The organism is Caulobacter sp. FV1ye13L (genome assembly GCF_058681155.1).
Map to the genome: position 1 here is coordinate 156,395 of NZ_CM178732.1, position 20,508 is coordinate 176,902.

General features: G+C 66.9%; 19 protein-coding genes. 11 read left to right on the forward strand and 8 right to left on the reverse strand.

Annotated features, from left to right (window positions below; translation table 11 throughout):
* Positions 1–77: 77 nt before the first annotated feature.
* Positions 78–668, reverse strand: coding sequence for a molybdenum cofactor guanylyltransferase (gene mobA, locus ACW176_RS00675; protein ID WP_492110493.1), 591 nt, complete (start codon positions 666–668; stop codon positions 78–80).
* Positions 669–778: 110 nt separating this feature from the next.
* Here mobA and xylR point away from each other — a divergent pair, with 110 nt between their 5' ends.
* The 6 genes from xylR (at position 779) to xylD (ending at position 8,133) form a co-directional block, all read left to right on the forward strand.
* Positions 779–1,834, forward strand: coding sequence for a transcriptional regulatory XylR (gene xylR / locus ACW176_RS00680; protein WP_492110494.1), 1,056 nt, complete (start codon positions 779–781; stop codon positions 1,832–1,834).
* Between the two features lie 150 nt (positions 1,835–1,984).
* Positions 1,985–3,139, forward strand: a complete 1,155-nt coding sequence (locus ACW176_RS00685) for a fumarylacetoacetate hydrolase family protein (RefSeq protein ID WP_492110495.1) — start codon at positions 1,985–1,987, stop codon at positions 3,137–3,139.
* Between the two features lie 27 nt (positions 3,140–3,166).
* Entirely contained in the window at positions 3,167–4,603 is a 1,437-nt protein-coding gene (locus ACW176_RS00690) for an aldehyde dehydrogenase family protein (protein ID WP_492110496.1), read from the forward strand.
* 5 nt (positions 4,604–4,608) lie between these two features.
* Positions 4,609–5,358, forward strand: a complete 750-nt coding sequence (gene xylB / locus ACW176_RS00695; protein ID WP_419318114.1) for a D-xylose 1-dehydrogenase — start codon at positions 4,609–4,611, stop codon at positions 5,356–5,358.
* Positions 5,359–5,489: 131 nt separating this feature from the next.
* On the forward strand, positions 5,490–6,368 hold the full coding sequence (xylC, locus tag ACW176_RS00700; RefSeq protein ID WP_492111859.1) for a D-xylonolactone lactonase: 879 nt from the start codon (positions 5,490–5,492) through the stop codon (positions 6,366–6,368).
* Positions 6,319–8,133 (forward strand): xylonate dehydratase XylD, encoded by a 1,815-nt coding sequence (gene xylD / locus ACW176_RS00705; protein ID WP_492110497.1) that lies wholly within the window; start codon positions 6,319–6,321, stop codon positions 8,131–8,133. Before xylC ends, xylD begins: the two co-directional genes overlap by 50 nt.
* Before the next feature lie 66 nt (positions 8,134–8,199).
* Here the strand turns inward: xylD and ACW176_RS00710 are convergent, their stop codons facing one another.
* Positions 8,200–8,844, reverse strand: coding sequence for a hypothetical protein (locus ACW176_RS00710; protein WP_492110498.1), 645 nt, complete (start codon positions 8,842–8,844; stop codon positions 8,200–8,202).
* Positions 8,845–8,875: 31 nt separating this feature from the next.
* The gene (locus tag ACW176_RS00715) at positions 8,876–9,283 is read right to left on the reverse strand and encodes a DUF1330 domain-containing protein (protein ID WP_492110499.1); all 408 of its coding nucleotides are present in this window, start codon (positions 9,281–9,283) and stop codon (positions 8,876–8,878) included.
* Between the two features lie 201 nt (positions 9,284–9,484).
* On the opposite strand from ACW176_RS00715, the gene ACW176_RS00720 reads away from it, so the two are divergent.
* Together ACW176_RS00720 and ACW176_RS00725 are read left to right on the forward strand one after the other, a co-directional pair.
* On the forward strand, positions 9,485–10,057 hold the full coding sequence (locus ACW176_RS00720; RefSeq protein ID WP_492110500.1) for a hypothetical protein: 573 nt from the start codon (positions 9,485–9,487) through the stop codon (positions 10,055–10,057).
* Positions 10,058–10,184: 127 nt separating this feature from the next.
* Positions 10,185–10,751, forward strand: a complete 567-nt coding sequence (locus ACW176_RS00725; protein WP_492110501.1) for a lipocalin family protein — start codon at positions 10,185–10,187, stop codon at positions 10,749–10,751.
* A 54-nt stretch (positions 10,752–10,805) separates the two neighbouring features.
* Here the strand turns inward: ACW176_RS00725 and ACW176_RS00730 are convergent, their stop codons facing one another.
* The gene (locus ACW176_RS00730; protein WP_492110502.1) at positions 10,806–11,870 is read right to left on the reverse strand and encodes an alpha/beta fold hydrolase; all 1,065 of its coding nucleotides are present in this window, start codon (positions 11,868–11,870) and stop codon (positions 10,806–10,808) included.
* A 199-nt stretch (positions 11,871–12,069) separates the two neighbouring features.
* On the opposite strand from ACW176_RS00730, the gene yghU reads away from it, so the two are divergent.
* Positions 12,070–12,945: a glutathione-dependent disulfide-bond oxidoreductase gene (yghU, locus tag ACW176_RS00735; RefSeq protein ID WP_492110503.1), complete on the forward strand. Its 876-nt coding sequence runs from the start codon at positions 12,070–12,072 to the stop codon at positions 12,943–12,945.
* Between the two features lie 18 nt (positions 12,946–12,963).
* Here the strand turns inward: yghU and ACW176_RS00740 are convergent, their stop codons facing one another.
* The 4 genes from ACW176_RS00740 to ACW176_RS00755 form a co-directional block, all read right to left on the reverse strand.
* Positions 12,964–13,932 carry a magnesium and cobalt transport protein CorA gene (locus tag ACW176_RS00740; RefSeq protein WP_492110504.1) on the reverse strand — a complete coding sequence of 323 codons (969 nt, stop codon included), beginning with the start codon at positions 13,930–13,932 and terminating at the stop codon, positions 12,964–12,966.
* A 75-nt stretch (positions 13,933–14,007) separates the two neighbouring features.
* Positions 14,008–16,194 (reverse strand): TonB-dependent receptor domain-containing protein, encoded by a 2,187-nt coding sequence (locus ACW176_RS00745; protein WP_492110505.1) that lies wholly within the window; start codon positions 16,192–16,194, stop codon positions 14,008–14,010.
* A 185-nt stretch (positions 16,195–16,379) separates the two neighbouring features.
* Complete coding sequence (locus tag ACW176_RS00750; RefSeq protein WP_492110506.1) at positions 16,380–16,775, reverse strand: type II toxin-antitoxin system VapC family toxin; 396 nt, start codon at positions 16,773–16,775, stop codon at positions 16,380–16,382.
* The gene (locus ACW176_RS00755) at positions 16,772–17,020 is read right to left on the reverse strand and encodes a type II toxin-antitoxin system Phd/YefM family antitoxin (RefSeq protein WP_492105968.1); all 249 of its coding nucleotides are present in this window, start codon (positions 17,018–17,020) and stop codon (positions 16,772–16,774) included. Before ACW176_RS00755 ends, ACW176_RS00750 begins: the two co-directional genes overlap by 4 nt.
* A gap of 186 nt (positions 17,021–17,206) precedes the next feature.
* On the opposite strand from ACW176_RS00755, the gene ACW176_RS00760 reads away from it, so the two are divergent.
* The gene (locus ACW176_RS00760; RefSeq protein WP_492110507.1) at positions 17,207–18,649 is read left to right on the forward strand and encodes a sugar porter family MFS transporter; all 1,443 of its coding nucleotides are present in this window, start codon (positions 17,207–17,209) and stop codon (positions 18,647–18,649) included.
* A gap of 230 nt (positions 18,650–18,879) precedes the next feature.
* On the forward strand, positions 18,880–20,499 hold the full coding sequence (locus ACW176_RS00765; RefSeq protein WP_492110508.1) for a family 43 glycosylhydrolase: 1,620 nt from the start codon (positions 18,880–18,882) through the stop codon (positions 20,497–20,499).
* The last annotated feature ends 9 nt before the right edge of the window (positions 20,500–20,508 follow it).

Genomic DNA, 20,508 nt, shown 5'->3' on the forward strand with positions numbered 1-20,508 from the left:
CCTTCCCGTCGGCGGATGGGGGAAGGGTTGGGATGGGGGTGACCTCAGCGGTTCCACCCCAATCCACGCCGCTCGCCTTAGTCGTCGGTTGAACGCTTCGCGTTCACCCCCATCCCCGGCCCTTCCCCCATCCGCCGACGGGAAGGGAGCAACGCCGCCCACTCCTCCGGCGTATTCGCCCCCCGCAGCCTTGTCTCCGACCCAACCGGCATGGCCACCACCGCCAGCCCCGCGCGCTCGACCAGTCGCCGCAGCGGCCAGCCGGCCTCGGCGCCTTCGGGCAGGGCGGAGAAGGTCAGGACCATCGGCAGCGGCAACCCCTCGAACGCCGCGCCGGGCGCGTCGGCCGCCAGCAGCAGGGTCAAATCCTCAACGGTGAGCGTCGGCGCGTCCACCGCCAAGATCAGCGCCCGCTCCAGGTCCAGCGCCCGTAGCGCCTCCACGCCGGCCAGCACACCGCCCACCGGCCCCGCGCCCGGCTCGGGATCCGGCACGAACGGCAGACCCAGATCGGCTCCGACAGACAGCACCGCCCGGGCCCCGACCGTACGCGCCAGCTCGGCCACCCGATCCACCGCCCGCGCGCCGTCCCAGTCCAGCGCGGCCTTGTCGCGACCCATCCGGCGCGAGCCGCCGCCAGTGAGGATGAGAGCGCCGAAGGGTGTCATCCCCGTTTCCTACATCCGTCTCGCACAGGGTGAGAAGGCCCCTCCAACCCCCGGCTTCCACTGATGCTCCGAACCGGTCTAGTCTCCGCTCCCAAAGGGACGGGTCAACCATGAGCTTACCGCCGGAACGCCAGAGGCGTCGCACCACGCAGAGCGCAACGATCCGCGATGTCGCGGCGCGCGCCGGCGTGTCGCCCATGACCGTCTCGCGGGTGATCAACCGCGAGACCACCGTCAAGGAAGAGACCCGGGCCCTGGTCGAGAAGGCGATCACCGACCTCAACTACGCCCCCAATCCCGCCGCCCGCAGCCTGGCCGGATCGGCCCCGTTCCGCATCGGCCTGCTGTATGACAACCCCTCGACCGGCTATCTGTCGGAGTTCCTGGTCGGAGCGCTGGACGAGAGCAGCCGCACGGGCGCGCAGGTTGTCATCGAGAAATGCGCCGAGCCCGAACTGGCCGGCGCCACCCTGACCCGCCTGCTGCGCACCGGGGTCGACGGCCTGATCCTGCCGCCGCCGCTGTGCGAATCGCCCCAGGTGCTGGCCGAGGTGAAGGCCTCCGGGGCCGCCGCCGTCGGCGTGGCCCCGGGCATGACCAGCTCCGACATGGCCACCATCCGTATTGACAACGAGGCCGCCGCCTACGAGCTGACCCAGCACCTGCTGGCCCTGGGCCACAAGCGCTTCGGCTTCATCAAGGGCCACCCCAACCAGACGGTCAGCCAGCAACGGCTGGACGGCTTCATGACCGCGCTGAAGGCCGCCGGGATTCCCCTGGAGAACGTGCGGGTCGAGCAGGGCTATTTCACCTACCGCTCGGGCCTGGAGGCGGCCGAGCGGCTGCTGGCCAGCGATATTCGCCCCACCGCGATCTTCGCCTGCAATGACGACATGGCCGCCGCCGCCGCGGGCCTGGCCCATCGCCTGGGACTGGACGTGCCGGGCGATGTCTCGATTGTCGGCTTCGACGACACCTCGATCGCCGCCAATATCTGGCCGCCCCTGACCACCGTCCACCAGCCGATCGCCGCCATGGCCCGCGCGGCGGTGGATCTGGTGCTGGAAGAGATCCGCCGCAAGCGCGACGGGACGGGCGAGCCCCGGCAGTTGATGCATCCGCACACCCTGATCGTGCGGGATTCCACCGGGCCGGCGCCGAACTAGCCGTTCTCACCGCGCAAGGATGTCCCCACTATTGGTCTGACAAACGCTTGCCGCCCCCACATGTTAGCGCTAACAAGTGCACGAGCATGAACGAGCGCGGCCGTCCAAGGTGGGGCGAGGTCCAGACGCTCGAGACGGGGAGACGACGCCGTGGGCGTGACGCAATTCCTTCCGGAAGACTGGCAAGACGCGACCCTGCTGGGCCGCATCGACTTCGGCGACGGCCCGACCCCCGTGCTGGTGCGCGGCGGACGCATAGAAGACATGTCGAAGATCGCCCCGACGGTCGCCGACCTGATGAACGCCTATGCGCCCGGCGCGGCGATCCCGCGCGGCGAGGATCGCGGACCTCTGGAAGAGCTGGATATCCGCCCTGTCTGGGCCGACGCCTCGGGCGAAGCGGCCGCCAAGCTGCTGGCCCCCGTCGATCTGCAATGCCTTAAAGCCGCCGGCGTCACCTTCGCCGTCTCGACCCTGGAGCGGGTGATCGAGGAACGGGCCCGGGGCGACGCCGCCGAGGCCCTGAAGATCCGCGAACAGCTGGCCGACAGCATGGGCGGCGACCTGCGCAGCGTCGATCCGGGCTCGGAGGGCGCCGAGCGCCTGAAGCAGACCCTGATCCAGGACGGCCTGTGGTCGCAGTATCTGGAAGTGGCCATCGGCCCCGACGCCGAGATCTTCACCAAGGGCCCCACCCTGTCGTCGATGGGCTGGGGCGACCAGGTCGGCGTGCGCTCCGACAGCCACTGGAACAATCCCGAGCCGGAAGTCGTGCTGCTGTGCGACGGATCGGGCCAGATCCGCGGCGCGGCTCTGGGCAACGACGTCAATCTGCGCGACTTCGAAGGCCGCTCGGCCCTGCTGCTCAGCAAGGCCAAGGACAACAACGCCTCGTGCGCCATTGGTCCGTTCGTGCGGCTGTTCGACGACGGCTTCTCGCTGGACGACGTGCGCTCAGCCGAGGTCGAGCTGAAGATCACCGGCCGCGACAATTTCGTGCTGGATGGCCATTCCAACATGAGCCTGATCAGCCGCGACCCCGCCGTTCTGGCCGGTCAAGCGTTCGGCAAGCAGCACCAGTATCCCGACGGCTTTGCTTTGTTCCTGGGCACGATGTTCGCGCCGATCCAGGACCGCGACACGGCCGGCCAGGGCTTCACCCACAAGGTCGGCGACCGCGTCCGCGTCTCGACCCCGAAACTGGGCGTCCTCGAAAACGAGGTGACCACCTGCGACCAGGCCAAGCCCTGGACGTTCGGGATCAGCGCCCTGATCCGCAATCTGGCCGGCCGCGGCCTGCTCTAACTTTTCGTATTTCGAGGACCTCGTCCCATGACCGACACCCTGCGCCACTTTATCGGCGGCGAACGCGTCGCCTCCGACGCCCCGACCCAGAGCCTGAACCCGTCGAACACCAATGACGTGGTCGCCATGGTCCCGAACGGCGGTTCCGCCGAAGTCGACGCCGCCGTTGACGCCGCTAAGAAGGCGTTCCCGAGCTGGTCGGAAAGCTCGCCTGAGGTTCGCTCGGACCTGCTGGACAAGGTCGGCTCGACCATCATCGCCCGCAGCGCTGATATCGGCCGTCTTCTGGCCCGCGAAGAGGGCAAGACGGTTCCGGAAGGCGTGGGCGAGACCGTCCGCGCCGGCCGCATCTTCAAGTACTTCGCCGGCGAGGCCCTGCGCCGCCACGGCCAGAACCTGGAAAGCACCCGTCCGGGCGTCGAGATCCAGACCTATCGCCAGGCCGTCGGCGTGTTCGGTCTCGTGACCCCCTGGAACTTCCCGATCGCCATCCCGGCCTGGAAGGCGGCACCCGCCCTGGCCTTCGGCAATACCGTGGTGATCAAGCCCGCCGGCCCGACCCCGGCCACCGCCTCGGTGCTGGCTGACATCATGCAGGAATGCGGCGCTCCGGCCGGCGTGTTCAACATGCTGTTTGGTCGCGGTTCGATGGGCGACGCCCTGGTCAAGCACAAGGACGTCGACGGCGTCTCGTTCACCGGCTCGCAGGGCGTGGGCGCGCAAGTCGCCGCCGCCGCTGTGGCCCGTCAGGCCCGTGTGCAGTTGGAGATGGGCGGCAAGAACCCGCTGATCGTGCTGGACGACGCCGACCTGGAACGCGCCGTCGCCATCGCTCTGGACGGCTCGTTCTTCGCCACCGGCCAGCGCTGCACCGCCAGCTCGCGCCTGATCGTCACCGACGGCATCCACGATCGCTTCGTGGCCCTGCTGGCCGAGAAGATCGCCGCCCTGCGGGTCGGTGACGCCCTCGACCCCAACACCCAGATCGGTCCGGCGGTCTCCGAAGACCAGATGGAAACGTCATACCGCTATATCAACATTGCCGCCGGCGAGGGCGGCCGCATCGTCACCGGCGGCCAGCGCCTACAGCTGGAAAACCCCGGCTGGTACGTGCAGCCGACCCTGATCGCCGACACCGATCGCAACATGCGGATCAACAATGAGGAAGTCTTCGGCCCCGTCGCCTCGACCATCCGGGTCAAGGACTATGAGGAAGCCCTGGAGGTCGCCAACGGCGTCGAGTTTGGCCTGTCGGCCGGCATCGCCACCACCTCGCTGAAGTATGCCCGCCACTTCCAGCGTCACGCCAAGGCCGGCATGACCATGGTCAATCTGGCCACCGCCGGCGTCGACTATCACGTGCCGTTCGGGGGTTCGAAGAGCTCCAGCTACGGGGCCCGCGAACAGGGCTTCGCGGCGGTCGAGTTCTTCACCCAGACCAAAACCTCGTATTCCTGGTCGTAAGCCGCATGTCCTCAGCCATCTATCCCAGCCTGAAGGGCAAGCGCGTCGTCGTCACCGGCGGCGGCAGCGGCATCGGGGCCGGCCTGACCGCCGGCTTCGTGCGCCAGGGCGCCGAGGTGATCTTCCTCGACATCGTCGATGCGGACTCCATGGCCCTGGTCGACGCGCTGACGCCGAACGCGGCCATCGCGCCGGTCTACAGGCATTGCGACCTGATGGACCTCGACAGCCTGAAGGCCGTGCTGGCCGAGATCGGCGACATCGACGTGCTGGTCAACAACGCCGGCAATGACGACCGCCACAAGCTGGCCGACATCACGCCCGCCTATTGGGACAACCGCATCGGCGTGAACCTGCGCCACATGCTGTTCGCTGCCCAGGCGGTCGCGCCCGGCATGGCCAGGCGCGGCGGCGGGGCGATCATCAATTTCGGCTCGATCAGCTGGCACCTGGGTCTGGAGGATCTGGTACTCTACGAAACCGCCAAGGCGGGCATCGAGGGCATGACCCGGGCCCTGGCCCGCGAGCTAGGCCCCGACGACATCCGCGTCACCTGCGTGGTGCCCGGCAACGTCAAGACCAAGCGCCAGGAGAAGTGGTACACGCCCGAAGGCGAGGCCGAGATCGTCAAGGCCCAGTGCCTGAAGGGGCGCCTGGTCCCCGACCACGTGGCCTCCCTGGTGCTGTTCCTGGCCTCGGACGATGCGGCCCTGTGCACGGGCCATGAGTACTGGATCGACGCCGGCTGGCGGTAGGGGTTGCCCCCTTCCCCCTTGATGGGGGAAGGGTTGGGGATGGGGGTGCTGCGGCGGTTCCGCCGGCAATCGCCCTATCACCCCCACCCAACCCTCCCCCATCAAGGGGGAGGGCTAAGGAGATTATGCGTATGCCGACCCCCACCTGCGTCTGGGACCTGAAAGCCACTCTCGGCGAGGGCCCGATCTGGCATCGCGACGCCCTGTGGTTCGTCGACATCAAGGGCCACACCGTCCACCGCTACGATCCGGCCACCGGCGCGCAGCAGAGCTTTCCCGCCCCCGAGCAGGTGACCTTTGTCGCGCCCATCGCCGGTGAAGACGGCTTCATCGCCGGGCTGAAGAGCGGCCTGCACAGCTTTGATCCCGCGACCGGCGGCTTCGCCTTCCTGGGCGAGATCGAGCCTCCGGAACTGGACAACCGCCCCAACGATTCCACCATCGACGCCCAAGGCCGCCTGTGGTTCGGCACCATGCACGACGGCGAGGAAGCCGCCAGCGGCGCCCTGTATCGCCTGACCGCCGCCGGCGAAACGGTCAAGCAGGACGACGGCGTCTGCATCACCAACGGCCCGTGCGTCAGCCCGGACGGCAAGACCTTCTATCACACCGATACCCTGGCCAAGACGATCTGGGCCTATGACGTCGACGCCGACGGCGACCTGACCAACAAGCGCGTGCTGGCCCGCATCGACATCGACCACGCCTGGCCCGACGGCTCGGTGGTCGATTCACAAGGCTATCTGTGGACCGCCCTGTGGGGCGGCGCGTCGGTGCTGCGCATCTCGCCGCAGGGCGAGATCGTCGACCGCATCGCCCTGCCCGCCCCCAATGTCACCAAGCCGTGCTTTGGCGGCCCGCGTCTGAAGACCCTCTATTTCACCACCGCCCGCAAGGGCCTGAGCGACGAGACCCTCGCCGCCTGGCCCGAAGCCGGCGGCCTGTTCGCCGTCGATGTCGATGTCGCCGGCCAGCCCCAGTACGAGGTGCGCCTTGACCGCCCCGAATAGAACGCCTCGCCGCTTCCGCTCGCGAGACTGGTTCGACAATCCCGACCATATCGACATGACCGCCCTCTATCTGGAGCGGTTCATGAACTACGGGATCACGCCGGAAGAGCTGCGCAGCGGCAAGCCGATCATCGGCATCGCCCAGACCGGCAGCGACATCTCGCCCTGCAACCGCATCCACCTGGACCTGGTGAACCGGATCCGCGACGGCATCCGCGACGCCGGCGGCATTCCGATGGAGTTCCCGGTCCACCCGATCTTCGAGAACTGCCGTCGCCCGACGGCGGCTCTGGACCGCAACCTGTCGTACCTCGGCCTGGTCGAGACCCTGCACGGCTATCCGATCGACGCCGTGGTGCTGACCACCGGCTGCGACAAGACCACGCCGGCCGGCATCATGGCCGCCACCACCGTCAATATCCCGGCCATTGTGCTGTCGGGCGGACCGATGCTGGACGGCTGGCATGACGGCGAACTGGTCGGCTCGGGCACGGTGATCTGGCGCTCGCGCCGCAAGCTGGCGGCCGGCGAGATCAACGAGGAAGAGTTCATCCAGCGCGCCGCCGACAGCGCCCCCTCGGCCGGTCACTGCAACACCATGGGCACGGCCTCGACCATGAACGCAGTAGCCGAGGCCCTGGGCCTGTCCCTGACCGGCTGCGCGGCCATCCCCGCCCCCTATCGCGAGCGCGGCCAGATGGCCTATCGCACCGGCCAGCGGATCGTCGACCTGGCCTATGAAGACATCAAGCCCAAGGACATCCTGACCCAGAAGGCGTTCGAGAACGCCATCGCCCTGGTCGCGGCGGCCGGCGGCTCGACCAACGCCCAGCCGCACATCGTGGCCATGGCCCGCCATGCGGGTCTGGAGATCACCGCCGACGACTGGCGGGCGGCCTATGACATCCCGCTGATCGTCAACATGCAGCCGGCCGGCAAGTATCTGGGCGAGCGCTTCCACCGGGCCGGCGGCGCGCCGGCCGTGCTGTGGGAGCTGCTACAGAATGGCCGCCTGCACGGCGACGTCCTGACCGTCACCGGCAAGACCATGGCGGAAAACCTGGAAGGCCGCGAGACGAAGGACCGCGAGGTGATCTTCCCCTACGCCCAGCCGCTGGCGCAAAAGGCCGGGTTCCTGGTGCTGAAGGGCAACCTGTTCGACTTCGCGATCATGAAGTCCAGCGTCATCGGTCCCGACTTCCGCGCCCGCTACCTGAGCGATCCGGGCAAGGAAGACATCTTCGAGGCCCGCGCCATCGTGTTCGACGGGTCGGGCGACTATCACGCGCGGATCAACGACCCGGCCCTGAACATCGACGAGCACTGCATCCTGGTGATCCGCGGCGCCGGTCCGATCGGCTGGCCCGGCTCGGCCGAGGTGGTCAACATGCAGCCGCCGGACGCCCTGCTGAAGCGCGGCATCATGAGCCTGCCCACCCTGGGCGACGGTCGCCAATCAGGCACCGCCGACAGCCCCTCGATCCTCAACGCCTCGCCCGAAAGCGCGATCGGCGGCGGGCTGTCGTGGCTGCGCACCGGCGACACCATCCGCATCGACCTCAACACCGGCCGCTGCGACGCCCTGGTGGACGAGGCGGTGATCGCCGAACGCCGGAAGGAAGGCCTGCCGCCCGTGCCGGAAACCATGACGCCCTGGCAGGAGATCTACCGGGCCCATACCGGCCAGCTGGAGACCGGCGGGGTGCTGGAATTTGCGGTCAAGTATCAGGATCTGGCCAGCAAGCTGCCCCGGCACAACCACTGAGTCCTGGCTCCGCTCCACCGGGCAAAGGCTCGGTAGAGCGGAGGGTCAGGCCTGTGGCGACATGGCTCAACCCGCCGACGCCGCCAACAGCAGCGCCACCTGGGCTAGGGCGGCCAGCAGGGCCAGGATCAGCCCGACCCACAGCCGGGGTCCTGCCAGGGTCATGATCATCGGCCGGGTCGGGAAGTTGAAGGTCTGGGGCATGGCCGCGTGCTTGAAGGCGTGGGCCCCGCCAAAGCGCGGATCACAGACTAGTTGGGCCAGGTCCCGCCGGCTGCGATAGCGGACATAGCCCATCATCGACCATTTGGGGCAGTCCTCGATCCCCCAGGTATCGACCAGGCCCCCGACCTGCCGCGCGGCCAGGGCCGGATGGCCGCCCCGCCGGAACAGGGCCGGCAGGAACATGCGGGTATAGCCTTCCATCACCTCGCGGGCGGGCTTCAGTGCGCCGGTCGCCGGATCGGCCACCGGTCCGTCGGCCATGCGGATGACGTTGAGCATGAAGAACTCGCGCCCGTCGTCCTCGGCCAGGAAGCGCTCGAGGGTCGGCAGTTCGTCGGCCCCGCCCCGACCAATGCTGGCGGCCTTCATCCGGCCGATCAGGTCGGTGACCTCGGCCGCCGACAGCGGGCCGCGCCAGTTCACATACCAGGCCAGGAACAGCGCATAGAGACCAAGGGCGACAACCCAGACCCAGAAACTCGACATCTTGCAGACCCTCCCATAAGCCCCGCAGGCTTCAGCCCATCACGGTTTCGATCAGCACCTGGCCTTCCAGCCCGGCGTCACGATGGACGTGGATCTCGGCATAGCCCGGAGAACCGAGGATCTCGGCCATGGCCTTGAAGGACGGGTACATCATCACCGCCACCGAATCCCACGGTCCTTCGACCTCGCCGATCAGCAGGCCGCGCACCTGGGCGCTGAACACCAGCTTGCCGCCCGCCTCGGCGATCATCTTGCTGACGGCACGGCCATAGAGGGCATAGGCCTCAGCGCCGGTCAGCGTGGTCTCGCGCCCGTCGGGATAGACGGCGCGATCGCGGAATTTCAGCAGGTTGAGCATGTAGATCGGCTTGCCGTCGTCCCGCTGAAACGCGGCGAGCTGCTGGGCCTGGGTCGGGCCGTGGGCATTGGTGACCTGCATCGGAAAGCTCCCGGAACCGCCGCCCGGACCGTTCCGGGGCGCACAATATGACAGCAAGCATGCCACTTGTTTACAGCCCCTGTCACCCCCGAAACCTGACCGCACGCCCTGCTCGATACGCGCGGGTTCACGACCCTGACGGAATCATGCTGCGACTGGCGTCCAGCCGTTCCGCTTCAAGAGACGGCGGGGGGACTTCTGGTGGAGATCAAAGAATACTTTCTGGGCCTGTTGGCCATCATCACCGGCCTGGCGATCAGCGACATGGTCGTGAGCGTTCACGCCCTGCTGCGGCGCTTTGGCCGCACGCGCTGGGACTGGCTGCCCATGACGGCCGCCAGCCTGGTCTTTGTGGTGATCGTCCGGAGCTGGTGGATCGCCTGGTACACCGACTGGACCAACACGCCGCTGTGGCAGTTCCTGCTGATCCTGATCCAGCTGATCTGCATGTTCCTGGCCGCCAAGGCCGTCCTGCCTGACGAGGGTGAAGCCCTGGACCTGGACATGATGGATCACTACCGATCCTCGAACCGCTATGTCTGGAGCGCCCTGATCGGCATGATCATCGCCTTTGCGGCGGCAGGCGTACTTAACAGGCTGGGAAGCGCAGAGCGCCTGATCCAGTGGTTCTTCGATTGGGGATGGGAGCTTCCCCTCTACTGCCTGCCTCTGATTGCGCTCATCGTCGTGCAGCGCATGATCGTTCATCGCGTCATCGTGCCCACGCTTCTGGTCCTGTGGCTGGTCTTGAACGGCGGGGTCATCATGCAATGACGCTTCGCCGACTCAGGCAGCTGACCCACCAGCCCGTCGGGGGCGCTAGGCTCCAATCCCTGTCGCGGTGGCTTGGGAAGACGGCCTCTCCCCCGCCAAGCATCCGCAGGGCGCATCGATCCGTAGCTTGAGCCTCAAGACGGAGTTCTCCATGCGCGCCCTGCTGATCGCTTCGAGCCTGCTCTTCCTCGCGGGGTGCGCCTCGACGGGCGCGTCCACCAGCGCTCTGAAACCCGCCGCGACGATTGACGCGGCGCGGTTCTACACCGGCACATGGTACGAGATCGGACGACGGCCCATGTCGCTCACCGATGGCTGCGTGGCGGGCGGCACCACCTATACGCCGCGCGGCGGCGACAAGGTCACGGTGCTGGACTTCTGTCGCGCCGGATCACCGACGGGCAAGTTGAAGACCATCGGCGGCCCGGCGCGCATCATGGATCCGGGGACCAACGCCAAGCTGCACGTCAGCTATCGCGTCTTCGGCCTGTTCCGGATCCCGCGTGACTACTGGGTTCTGGAGCGGGCGGACGACTACAGCTGGTTCATTTCGGCCGATCCCCGCTTCCACGATCTGTGGATCTACACGCGCGACCCTCAACCGACCCAGGCCCAGGTCGCCAAGCTGGTCGAACGCGCCAAGGCGCTGGGCTACGACACCCGGCTGCTGGAATTCCCCGCGACAGGATCATAATCGGCGCCCGAGACGATCCTCAGCGGCACGCCTGCCTGAACCGGGCCTGCGCCCTCAGCCGCCCTTGCCGATCCGCGGTAGCACCTTGGTCTTCAAGATCTCCAGCTGGGCCGCCGCCATGGCCGGATTGGGATCGTGGCCGGTGCGCGGCAGCAGCACGAAGGCCTTGTCGGGGGCCTGCAGCGTGTCGAACCAGGCGCGAGCGACCTCGGGGGTCGAGATCAGGTCCTGCTCGCCCAGGATGACATAGACCGGCAGGGCGAATTTGGGGCCCAGGGCGTAGAGGTCGGTCTTCGAATACATCCCCTCGCCCTTCATGCCGACGAACTCGATGTAGGAATAGTCCTCGCCGCCCTCGTAGTCGGCCAGGGCCTTGGGAGTCTCATAGGCGGGGGCGCGGGTCATCCATTCGGCCGGCGCCGGATCGGTGCGGGCGCCCTCGTACTTACGGGTGATGCGACGGATAATCCCGAAGTTGCGCGGATTGGTCCAGGGCGGCGGACCCACGGTCTCGAGCTTGCCGATCGCGTCCTGGTCACCGCCGGCGCGGGCCAGCTCCAGGGTTCGATCATAGCTGGCCTTCAGGTTGTCGGTGGACCGGGCCAGGTGCGAGGAGCCGACATAGGCATGAAACAGGTCCGGCCGCGCCTTGGCCATGTGCGTGCCCAGGATCGAACTCCACGACCCGCCCATCAGGATCAGCTTCTGCTTGCCCAGGCGCTGGTTGACGTAGGCCGCCACCTCGATCCCGTCATCGCGCAGGCGCTCCACCGTCAGGGCCTCGCCCTCGGCGGGCGGGCTCTGGCCGAAGGTCATGCCGGCGCCGCGCTGGTCCCACTGGGCGATGACGAAGTCCTTCTCCCACGCCTGGAAATAGGGATTGGCGTAGGGGGTCATCGGATTGCCCGGCCCGCCGTGCACCATCAGGATCACCGGCCTGGAGCGGTCGTCGCCGTGGATCGTGACCCACTGCTCGATCCCGCCGATGCGCACGAAGCCTTCTTCATGGATGGCCTTGACCGGTGCGGCGACCGCCGGCCTGTCAGGCGCCTGGGCGGTGGCGAGGCCCGGCGCGCAGGTCAGGATCAGCGCGGCCATCAGGCCCGAAAACTTCGACATCGATCCACCCCAAAAGCAACCCGCGCCAGCCGTGATCGACTCGCCGCTTTCCCGAAACTCGCCTAGCGGCCTGGATACCCTAGGGAAACGTCGATCGACGATCAAATACCGCCGCCTGGACTGGCGCAGTCACGCATGACCCGCCACATTGGTCCACGCCAGAAGCGCCCAAGCGCTCGAACGTCACCAGGAGCCTGCCATGTCCGACGCCCCCGCCTATGTGCCGCCCAAGGTCTGGACCTGGAACAAGGAGAACGGCGGCAAGTTCGCGTCGATCAACCGGCCGATCGCCGGCCCCACCCATGACAAGCCCCTGAAGGTGGGTCGCCATCCCCTGCAGCTGTACTCCCTGGGCACGCCCAACGGCGTCAAGGTGACGATCCTGCTGGAAGAGCTGCTGGCCCTGGGCCATGCCGGCGCCGAGTATGACGCCTGGCTGATCAATATCGGCGACGGCGACCAGTTCGGCAGCGGCTTCGTCTCGGCCAATCCCAATTCCAAGATCCCGGCCCTGGTCGACCACAGCGGCCCCGAGCCGATCCGGATCTTCGAGTCCGGCGCCATCATGATCCACCTGGCCGAAAAGTTCGGGGCCTTCCTGCCCACCGAGCCGGCGGCGCGGGCCGAGTGCCTGTCGTGGCTGTTCTGGCAGATGGGCAGCGCGCCGTTCCTGGGCGGCGGCTTTGGCCACTTCTACGCCTATGCGCCCTACAAGATGGAATATCCGATCGACCGCTACGCCATGGAGGTGAAGCGCCAGATGGATGTGCTGGACCGCCGCCTGGGCGAGACCGCCTTTGTCGCGGGTGACGAGTACACCATCGCCGACATGGCCATCTGGCCCTGGTACGGCGGCATGGCCAAGGGCCTGCTGTACGAGGCCGGCGAGTTCCTGTCGGTGCAGGACTACAAGAACGTCATCCGCTGGACCGACGCCATCGGCGCGCGCCCCGCCGTCAAGCGCGGCCGCATGGTCAACCGCGTGTTCGGCGAGCCCTCCAGCCAGTTGCGCGAACGCCATGAGGCCAGCGACTTCGACACCAAGACCCAGGACAAGGTCGAGGCGGCCAAATAATCCGCCCGGCCCGGCGAGTCAGAGCCAACGAGTCTTCTTGAACCGCCAGTACAGGAACAGGCAGACGCCGACGATCACGCTCAGAGCCAACGGATAGCCGAAGGTCCAGGTCAGTTCGGGCATGTGCTCGAAGTTCATCCCGTAGATGCCGGCGATGGCGGTGGGTACGGCCAGCATGGCGGCCCAGGCCGCCAGCTGCCGGGTGATCACCCCCTGGCGTTGCTGTTCCAGCAGCGAGCTGACCTCGAACACCGAGGTCAGCACGTCGCGCAGCCCCTCGACCAGTGAGGCGACCCGGACGATGTGGTCGCGCACGTCGCGGAAATAGGGTTTCACCTCGGCGTCGATGCACGGCATGTCGTGGTGCTCGAGCTCGCTGGCCACCTGCTCCATCGGGCCCAGCAGCTTGCGAAACCGCATCAGCTCGCGGCGCAGGGCGAAGATGCGCGCCACCTCTGACCGGCTCAGGAAGTTGTCCAGCGCCCGCCGCTCCATCTCGGCCATCTCGTCATCGATCGCGTCGACGATCGGCAGATAGCCGTCGACGATGAAGTCCAGCACCGCGTGCAGCACATAGTCGCCGCCATGGGCCAGCAGGCGGGGGGTGGCTTCCAGATGCTCGCGCAGATCGGTGTGGGCCCGGGCTGAGCCGTGGCGCACCGTGATCAGGTGGCGGGGCCCCACGAAGATGTCGGTCTCGCCATACTCGATGCGCCCCTCGACCAGCTGGGCGGTCTTGGCCACCACGAACAGCTGGTCGCCATAGAGATCCACCTTGGGCATCTGCCGGGCGTGCAGCGCGTCCTCGACCGCCAGGGGGTGCAGGCCAAAACGATCCTGCAGCACCGCCAGCTCGGCCTTGGTCGGCTCCAGCAGACCAATCCAGACGAACTCGCCCTCGCGCGGAACCAGGTCGTCAGGCGTATCGAGGTCCAGCGCGCGGGACCGTTTTCCATCCACATAGGCGATGGCCGCAACGACGCTCATGGACGCTCCAGATCCCTTGTAACGCTGGCGCTATGACATGAAACCACCCGGCGTCACAGCCGGTCGGCGGCGATTTCAGTTGCCGACCTGGGCGCCGCTGAAGTCGAAGCCGGGCTCGCGCTGCTTGCCGCCGCCAAACAGCCAGGTGAAGCCGACAAATACCGCCCGCACCCTTGGCTGGCGACTTGTGGTGTCGCGCAGGGTCGGGGTGTCGATGATCACCGTGTCCTCGATGGTGTTGAGCACATCCTGGCCCGTGACCACGAAGGACAGCTTGTCATTGATCTTCCGGCGATAGCCCAGATTGAGCATCCTGAACGGCTCGCGATAGCCCTGCGGGGTCAGGCGACGGCCCGAGCTGATGGCGTTGACCTGCAGGAAATCCTTGGGCGTGACCTGCCAGTTCAGATTGGCGCGGCCCGAGACCATGGTGTCCTCGCGCGTGCCCGAAAAGCCCAGATTGGCGGCGGCGATCTCGTTGCGGAAGAGGTTGCTGCTGACGCTGTAGGTCAGGGTCGGGGTCAGGCGGCCATTGGCTGCCAGCTCCAGGCCGGTGCTGTTGTTCTTGCCCAGGTTTTGCTTGGTGGTCAGCAGCACGCCGCCGCCCAGATCGGTGACCACGTCGGTGACGCTCTGGGTGTTTCGGCGGTGATACAGGGTGGCCAGATAGGAGGTCTGGCCCTTGCGGTACTGCCAGCCCAGCTCGAAGGCGTCGGTCTGTTGCGGCTTCAGGTCGGGATTGCCGGCCCGGTAGTTGTAGGGGTCCTGATAGACCGGATAGGGATTGAGGTCCTGCGCCTGGGGTCGCTGGATGCGGCGGCTGTAATTGGCGTTCAGCGTGTTGTTTTCATTGAGGGTGTAGCTCAGGAACAGGCTGGGATAGACCTTGAAATCGTCATTGCTGTTCTTCTGGTTCGAGGTCAGCTGGTGGGTGTCGATATTGACCTGCTCGGCCCGCAGACCGCCCTGCACGGTGAAATCCCCGAACGGCCGCTCGTAGGTGACATAGGCGGCAAAGACGTCCTGATCATACAGGAAGCGGTTGGTGCGCGCGGTGTCGACGACCAGGGCGCCGGGCGCGGGGCCGGCGGCGCGGCGGTTGTCATAGTCGTTCTCGCCGACCTCCAGATCGACGCCGGCCTTCAGTTTCACATCACGCGGCAGCGGCTTGACGTAGTCGACCTTGAGATTGGCGCGGGTCTGGTCGATGCCGAAACCGAAGGTCTCATAGCTGTCGACGCCCGGACTGTTGCGGGTCACGCCCTGGCCGTCGCGCGAGAAGCTGGTGACCTCATACTCGGCGTGGGCGGTCAGTTCGTGGCCGGCGCCCGTCAGCTGCCGGCGCCAGTCGGCGCTGAGCGCGCCGTTGTCGCGGTTCATCTCGCCCTGGGTCAGCCGCTCATAGCTGCGGGAAACCGCGCCAGCCGCGTCTCGAGCGGAATAGAGCTCACGGCTATCGCTATCCATGGCCATGCCGCGATAGCGCAGCTCGGCGCTGAGGCGGTTCTGCTTGTCCAGATCATAGTCCAGCCCGCCGCGCAGGTTCAGGCCGTCGCTCTCGTTCTGGGAGTCCAGATCCTGGGTGCTGGGCAGAAACTGTCCACTGGTCTGATCAAGGATGGCGCGGTCGGTCTCGGAGACGAACTGCTGAACGTCGCGACGATAGCCGGCGTCGCCCGACAGGGTCAGCTTGCCCTGGCGGCGGGTCGCGCTGATCCCGCCATTGTAGCGCCCGCCCGAGCCGACATTGGCCCGCACTGAGCCGTTCACGCCCGGCTTCTGGGTCTTCTTGGTGATCAGGTTAATGATCCCGGCCGAGCCGTCGGGGCGGAAGGCGGCGGAAGGGTTGGTCATCACCTCGACCCGGTCGATCTGGTCGGCCGGCAGCGACTGAAGGGCGTCGGCCTTGCCGTCGCCGTTGAACTGGCCCGAGGGCTTGCCGTCGATCAGGATGGTGACATTGGCGTCGCCGCGCAGGCTGACATTGCCCTGCACGTCGACCTCGACCGAGGGGACGTTGCGCAGGGCGTCGGCGATCGAGCCGGTGCGGGCCGACAGGTCATTGGCGACGCTGTAGCTGCGGCGGTCGATCGAGGTGCGCATGGCGGTAGAATCGCTGGTCACCACCACGCCCTCGACAGCAGTCGGGGCGGACTTGTCCACAGGCCTGGCGGCGGCGGGCGTCTGGGCGGGGATCGTCTGGGCCATGGCCAGGCCGGGCAGGACCATCGCGGTCGCCACGAACAGAAGTTTCAGACGCATGGACGCTCCCGGGGGCTGAGCCCCGAGCGAGATAGCCCGACGCTTCAGCACTACAACTGTAAATAGCTACTGCCTGTTGCGCTGTAGACCGCGCCGCGACACCGGGATCAACTGTCTTTTCGGCAATGTTGCGGTTGGCCATGGAGTGCGGTTCTGGGGCAACGGTCAGGCCCGCCGGGTCGTGGTCAGACCTGGATGATCCGAGCATTGTAGGAGGCCACCACAGCGTCGTGCGTCACCAGCATCAGGGCCTCGGTGAGACCCTGGGCCACCAGCAGGCGGTCGAAGGGATCGGCGTGGATGCGCGGCAGGCTTTCGACCGCCACCGCCTGCTCGGGCGTGATCGGGATCAGCGAATAGCCCGACGCGCTGAACAGCAGCTGGGCTTCCTGCGCAGAGATCGGCATCGCGCCCGCCCCCTCGCGACCCAGCCCATGCTTGATGGCGATCTCCCACAAGGTCACGGCGCTTATGCAGACCTCGTTGGCGGGATCCAGGATCAGCGCACGCGCCGCTTCCGTAAGGCGCGGGTCGTCGGTCAGGGTCCAGAGAGCGATGTGCGTGTCGAGCAGCAGCCTCAATCCCGAGGCTCCAGGAAAAGAGCCGCCACCTCGGCGTCCTGGGCCTGGGTGTCGGCCGGCGCGACGAACAGACCCTTGGCGATGCCGATCCGCACGGGTGTGCGGCCGGCCGACACCATGGGCACCAGCCGCGCCGCGGGCCGGCCATTGCGGGCGATCACCACCTCGTCGGTCTCACCGCTCTCGACGGCTTCAACCAACCTTGAAAGTTGCGACTTCGCGTCGTGCATGTTGACTGTACGCATGGCCGGACTCGCTATTAGCTAAGCCTAGCTAGCATAGATCGAACCCGGCATAAAGGCGGCCAAAGTCGCGACCCAGTCTCACCGCTTGCGCGCTGATACCGGTAACACTAAGGTCGCGACCAACGAGCGCTTCATCAAGGACGCTCAAGGACTGAACACGGCCTTCGGGCCACGGGGAGGAAACCAATGGCTTCAGTATCCAGCGCGGGCCCTAGCCCGGGCATGAGCGCCGACGGCGGCAAGGTCAATATGGGCTTTATCGCCGCGATCGTGGCCGTCGCCACCATTGGCGGCTTCATGTTCGGCTATGACAGCGGCGTCATCAACGGCACGCAGGAAGGCCTGGAAAGCGCCTTCAACCTCAGCAAGCTGGGCACTGGCCTGAACGTCGGCGCCATCCTGATCGGTTGCGCCATCGGCGCCTTCGCCGCCGGCCGTCTGGCCGACGTCTGGGGCCGCCGCACCGTGATGCTGATCTCGGCCCTGCTGTTCCTGGTCAGCGCCATCGGCACCGGCGCGGCCGACAACTCGATGGTGTTCATCGCCTTCCGCCTGATCGGTGGCCTGGGCGTGGGCGCCGCCAGCGTGCTGTGCCCGGTCTATATTTCGGAAGTCACCCCCGCCAACATCCGCGGCCGCCTGTCGTCGGTGCAGCAGATCATGATCATCACCGGCCTGACCGGCGCGTTCGTGGCCAACTACATCCTGGCCCACACCGCCGGCAGCTCGACCGCCATCTTCTGGCTCGGCTTCCCGGCCTGGCGCTGGATGTTCTGGATGCAGGTAATCCCGGCCGCGATCTTCTTCTTCAGCCTGCTGACGATCCCCGAGAGCCCCCGCTACCTGGTTGCCAAGGGCAAGGACGCCGAGGCCTCCAAGATCCTGTCGCGCCTGTTCGGCGAAGGTCAGGGCGACAAGAAGGTGGCCGAGATCCGTGCCTCGCTGTCAGCCGACCATCACAAGCCCAAGATGAGCGACCTGATCGACCCGATCACCAGAAAGCTGCGTCCGATCGTCTGGACCGGCATCGGTCTGGCCGTGTTCCAGCAACTGGTCGGCATCAACATCGTCTTCTACTACGGCTCGGTGCTGTGGCAGTCGGTGGGCTTCTCGGAAGACGACAGCCTGAAGATCAACATTCTATCGGGCTCGCTCTCGATCCTGGCCTGCCTGCTGGCCATCGCCCTGATCGACAGGATCGGCCGCAAGCCGCTGCTGCTGATCGGCTCGGCCGGCATGGCCGTCACCCTGGGCGCCGTGGGTTACTGCTTCTTCCAGGGCTCGATGGTGAATGGCGCGCTCAGCCTGCCGGGCAATTTCGGCCTGATCGCCCTGATCGCCGCCAACGCCTATGTGGTGTTCTTCAACCTCAGCTGGGGTCCCGTCATGTGGGTCATGCTGGGCGAGATGTTCCCCAACCAGATCCGCGGTTCGGGCCTGGCCGTCGCCGGCTTCGCCCAGTGGATGGCCAACTTCGCCATCTCGGTCAGCTTCCCGGCCATGGCCGCGGGCCTTGGCCTGCCGGTCACCTACGGCTTCTACGCGCTCAGCGCCCTGGTCTCGTTCTTCTTCGTCCAGAAGATGGTTCGCGAGACGCGCGGCACCGAGCTGGAAGACATGCAGGGCTAGGCGCCCGGCTTCCACGCCGTCACGATCAGGACGCCCGGGAGGTTCAGCCTCCCGGGCGTTTTGCTGTGCGGTTTTCCCTTCCCCACGGACCGTTCAGGTGACAGCGTTGTCCCGCGAAAATCGCGATGACACCGGTAGACATTCTCTGAAACTTGCCGCTAGGTGACCGGTAACATTCGCCAGCGCGACAGCAGTTCGCGCGGCCAATAGCCTTGGGAAGGAACACGAAAATGGTCCAGATCAGCCGACGCGGAGCCCTGGGCTCGCTACTGACCGGCGCGGCCGCAGCCGCAGTTCCCGCCGCCAGCCAGGCCCAGATGGGAACCCTGCCCGGCCCCGCCCCCGCCGGAACCCCGACCTGGGCCAAGGGCGTCGAAGGCCAGCGCAAGGCCGATCTGGGCGACGGAACCTTCCTCAACCCCATCCTGGCCGGCGACCGGCCCGACCCGTCGATCCTGAAGGACGGCGACGACTACTACATGACCCACAGCTCGTTCGACGCCTATCCGGGCCTGCTGATCTGGCACAGCAAGGATCTGGTGAACTGGGCGCCGGTCGTGGCCAGCCTGAAGACCAATGTCGGCTCGATCTGGGCCCCCGAACTCTGCAAGCACCAAGGCCGCTACTACATCTACCTGCCGGCCAAGTTTCCGGGCAACAACACCAGCTATGTGATCTGGGCCGACAAGATCGAGGGTCCGTGGTCGGAGCCCATCGACCTGAAGCTGCCGCGCTATATCGACCCGGGCCACGTGGTCGACGAGCACGGCGTGCGCTGGCTGTTCCTGTCGGGCGGCGACCGCATCCAGCTGGCCCCTGATGGCCTGTCGACCGTGGGCAAGCCCGAGCACGTCTATAATCCCTGGCGCTATCCGGAAGACTGGGACGTCGAGGGCTTCTCGCCCGAAGGCCCCAAGGTGATGAAGAAGGGCGACTACTACTACCTGGTCACCGCCGTGGGCGGCACGGCCGGCCCGCCGACCGGCCACATGGTCATCGTCGCCCGCGCCAAATCGCTGGCCGGCCCGTGGGAAGACGATCCGCACAATCCGGTCTTGCGCACCACCGACAATTCCGAGAAGTGGTGGTCGCGCGGCCACGCCACCCTGGTCGAGGGCCCGGCCGGCGACTGGTGGACCGTCTATCACGGCTATGAAAACGGCTTCTACACCCTGGGCCGCCAGACCCTGCTGGCCCCGGTGACCTGGACCAAGGACGGCTGGTTCACGGTCGGCGGCGGCGATCTGGCCAGGCCCTTGCCCAAGCCGAAAGGCGGCAAGGCCGTGGCGCACGGCATGGCGCTGTCGGACGACTTCACCACCGACAAGCTGGGCGTGCAGTGGAACTTCTTTGATCCCAAGCCGGGCGAGCAGGACCGCATGTCGCGCCAGGACGGCGTCCTGACCCTGAAGGGCGCGGGCGAAGCGCCGTCAACGGGCTCGCCGCTGATCTTCGTCAACGGCGACCAGGCCTATGAGATCGAGTGCGAGATCGACATCGATCCGGAAACCCGCGCCGGCCTGATCCTGTTCTATGACCGCCAGCTCTATTGCGGCCTGGGGTTCGACGCCAAGAACTTCGTCACCCACCAGTACGGCATCGAGCGCGGGCGGCCGGCCAATCCGCATGGCTCCAAGATGCTGATGCGGCTGCGCAACACCCGCCACATCGTCAGCTTCCACACCAGCGGTGACGGCGGCGCGACCTGGAAGCGCTTTGACCGGGGCATGGAGGTCAGCGGCTACCACCACAATGTGCGCGGCGGCTTCCTGATGCTGAAGCCGGGGCTGTACGCAGCCGGCAAGGGCTCGGCGCGGTTCCGGAACTTCAAGTACCGGGCGCTGGCGTAGGGCACTCTG

Excerpts from the sequence above, each read along its gene's own strand:
- mobA (WP_492110493.1), bottom strand. The coding sequence starts at position 668 with ATGACACCCTTCGGCGCTCTCATCCTCACTGGCGGCGGCTCGCGCCGG.
- xylR (WP_492110494.1), top strand. The coding sequence starts at position 779 with ATGAGCTTACCGCCGGAACGCCAGAGGCGTCGCACCACGCAGAGCGCA.
- ACW176_RS00690 (WP_492110496.1), top strand. The coding sequence starts at position 3,167 with ATGACCGACACCCTGCGCCACTTTATCGGCGGCGAACGCGTCGCCTCC.
- xylB (WP_419318114.1), top strand. The coding sequence starts at position 4,609 with ATGTCCTCAGCCATCTATCCCAGCCTGAAGGGCAAGCGCGTCGTCGTC.
- xylC (WP_492111859.1), top strand. The coding sequence starts at position 5,490 with ATGCCGACCCCCACCTGCGTCTGGGACCTGAAAGCCACTCTCGGCGAG.
- xylD (WP_492110497.1), top strand. The coding sequence starts at position 6,319 with ATGTCGCCGGCCAGCCCCAGTACGAGGTGCGCCTTGACCGCCCCGAAT.
- ACW176_RS00710 (WP_492110498.1), bottom strand. The coding sequence starts at position 8,844 with ATGTCGAGTTTCTGGGTCTGGGTTGTCGCCCTTGGTCTCTATGCGCTG.
- ACW176_RS00715 (WP_492110499.1), bottom strand. The coding sequence starts at position 9,283 with ATGCAGGTCACCAATGCCCACGGCCCGACCCAGGCCCAGCAGCTCGCC.
- ACW176_RS00730 (WP_492110502.1), bottom strand. The coding sequence starts at position 11,870 with ATGTCGAAGTTTTCGGGCCTGATGGCCGCGCTGATCCTGACCTGCGCG.
- yghU (WP_492110503.1), top strand. The coding sequence starts at position 12,070 with ATGTCCGACGCCCCCGCCTATGTGCCGCCCAAGGTCTGGACCTGGAAC.
- ACW176_RS00740 (WP_492110504.1), bottom strand. The coding sequence starts at position 13,932 with ATGAGCGTCGTTGCGGCCATCGCCTATGTGGATGGAAAACGGTCCCGC.
- ACW176_RS00745 (WP_492110505.1), bottom strand. The coding sequence starts at position 16,194 with ATGCGTCTGAAACTTCTGTTCGTGGCGACCGCGATGGTCCTGCCCGGC.
- ACW176_RS00755 (WP_492105968.1), bottom strand. The coding sequence starts at position 17,020 with ATGCGTACAGTCAACATGCACGACGCGAAGTCGCAACTTTCAAGGTTG.
- ACW176_RS00760 (WP_492110507.1), top strand. The coding sequence starts at position 17,207 with ATGGCTTCAGTATCCAGCGCGGGCCCTAGCCCGGGCATGAGCGCCGAC.
- ACW176_RS00765 (WP_492110508.1), top strand. The coding sequence starts at position 18,880 with ATGGTCCAGATCAGCCGACGCGGAGCCCTGGGCTCGCTACTGACCGGC.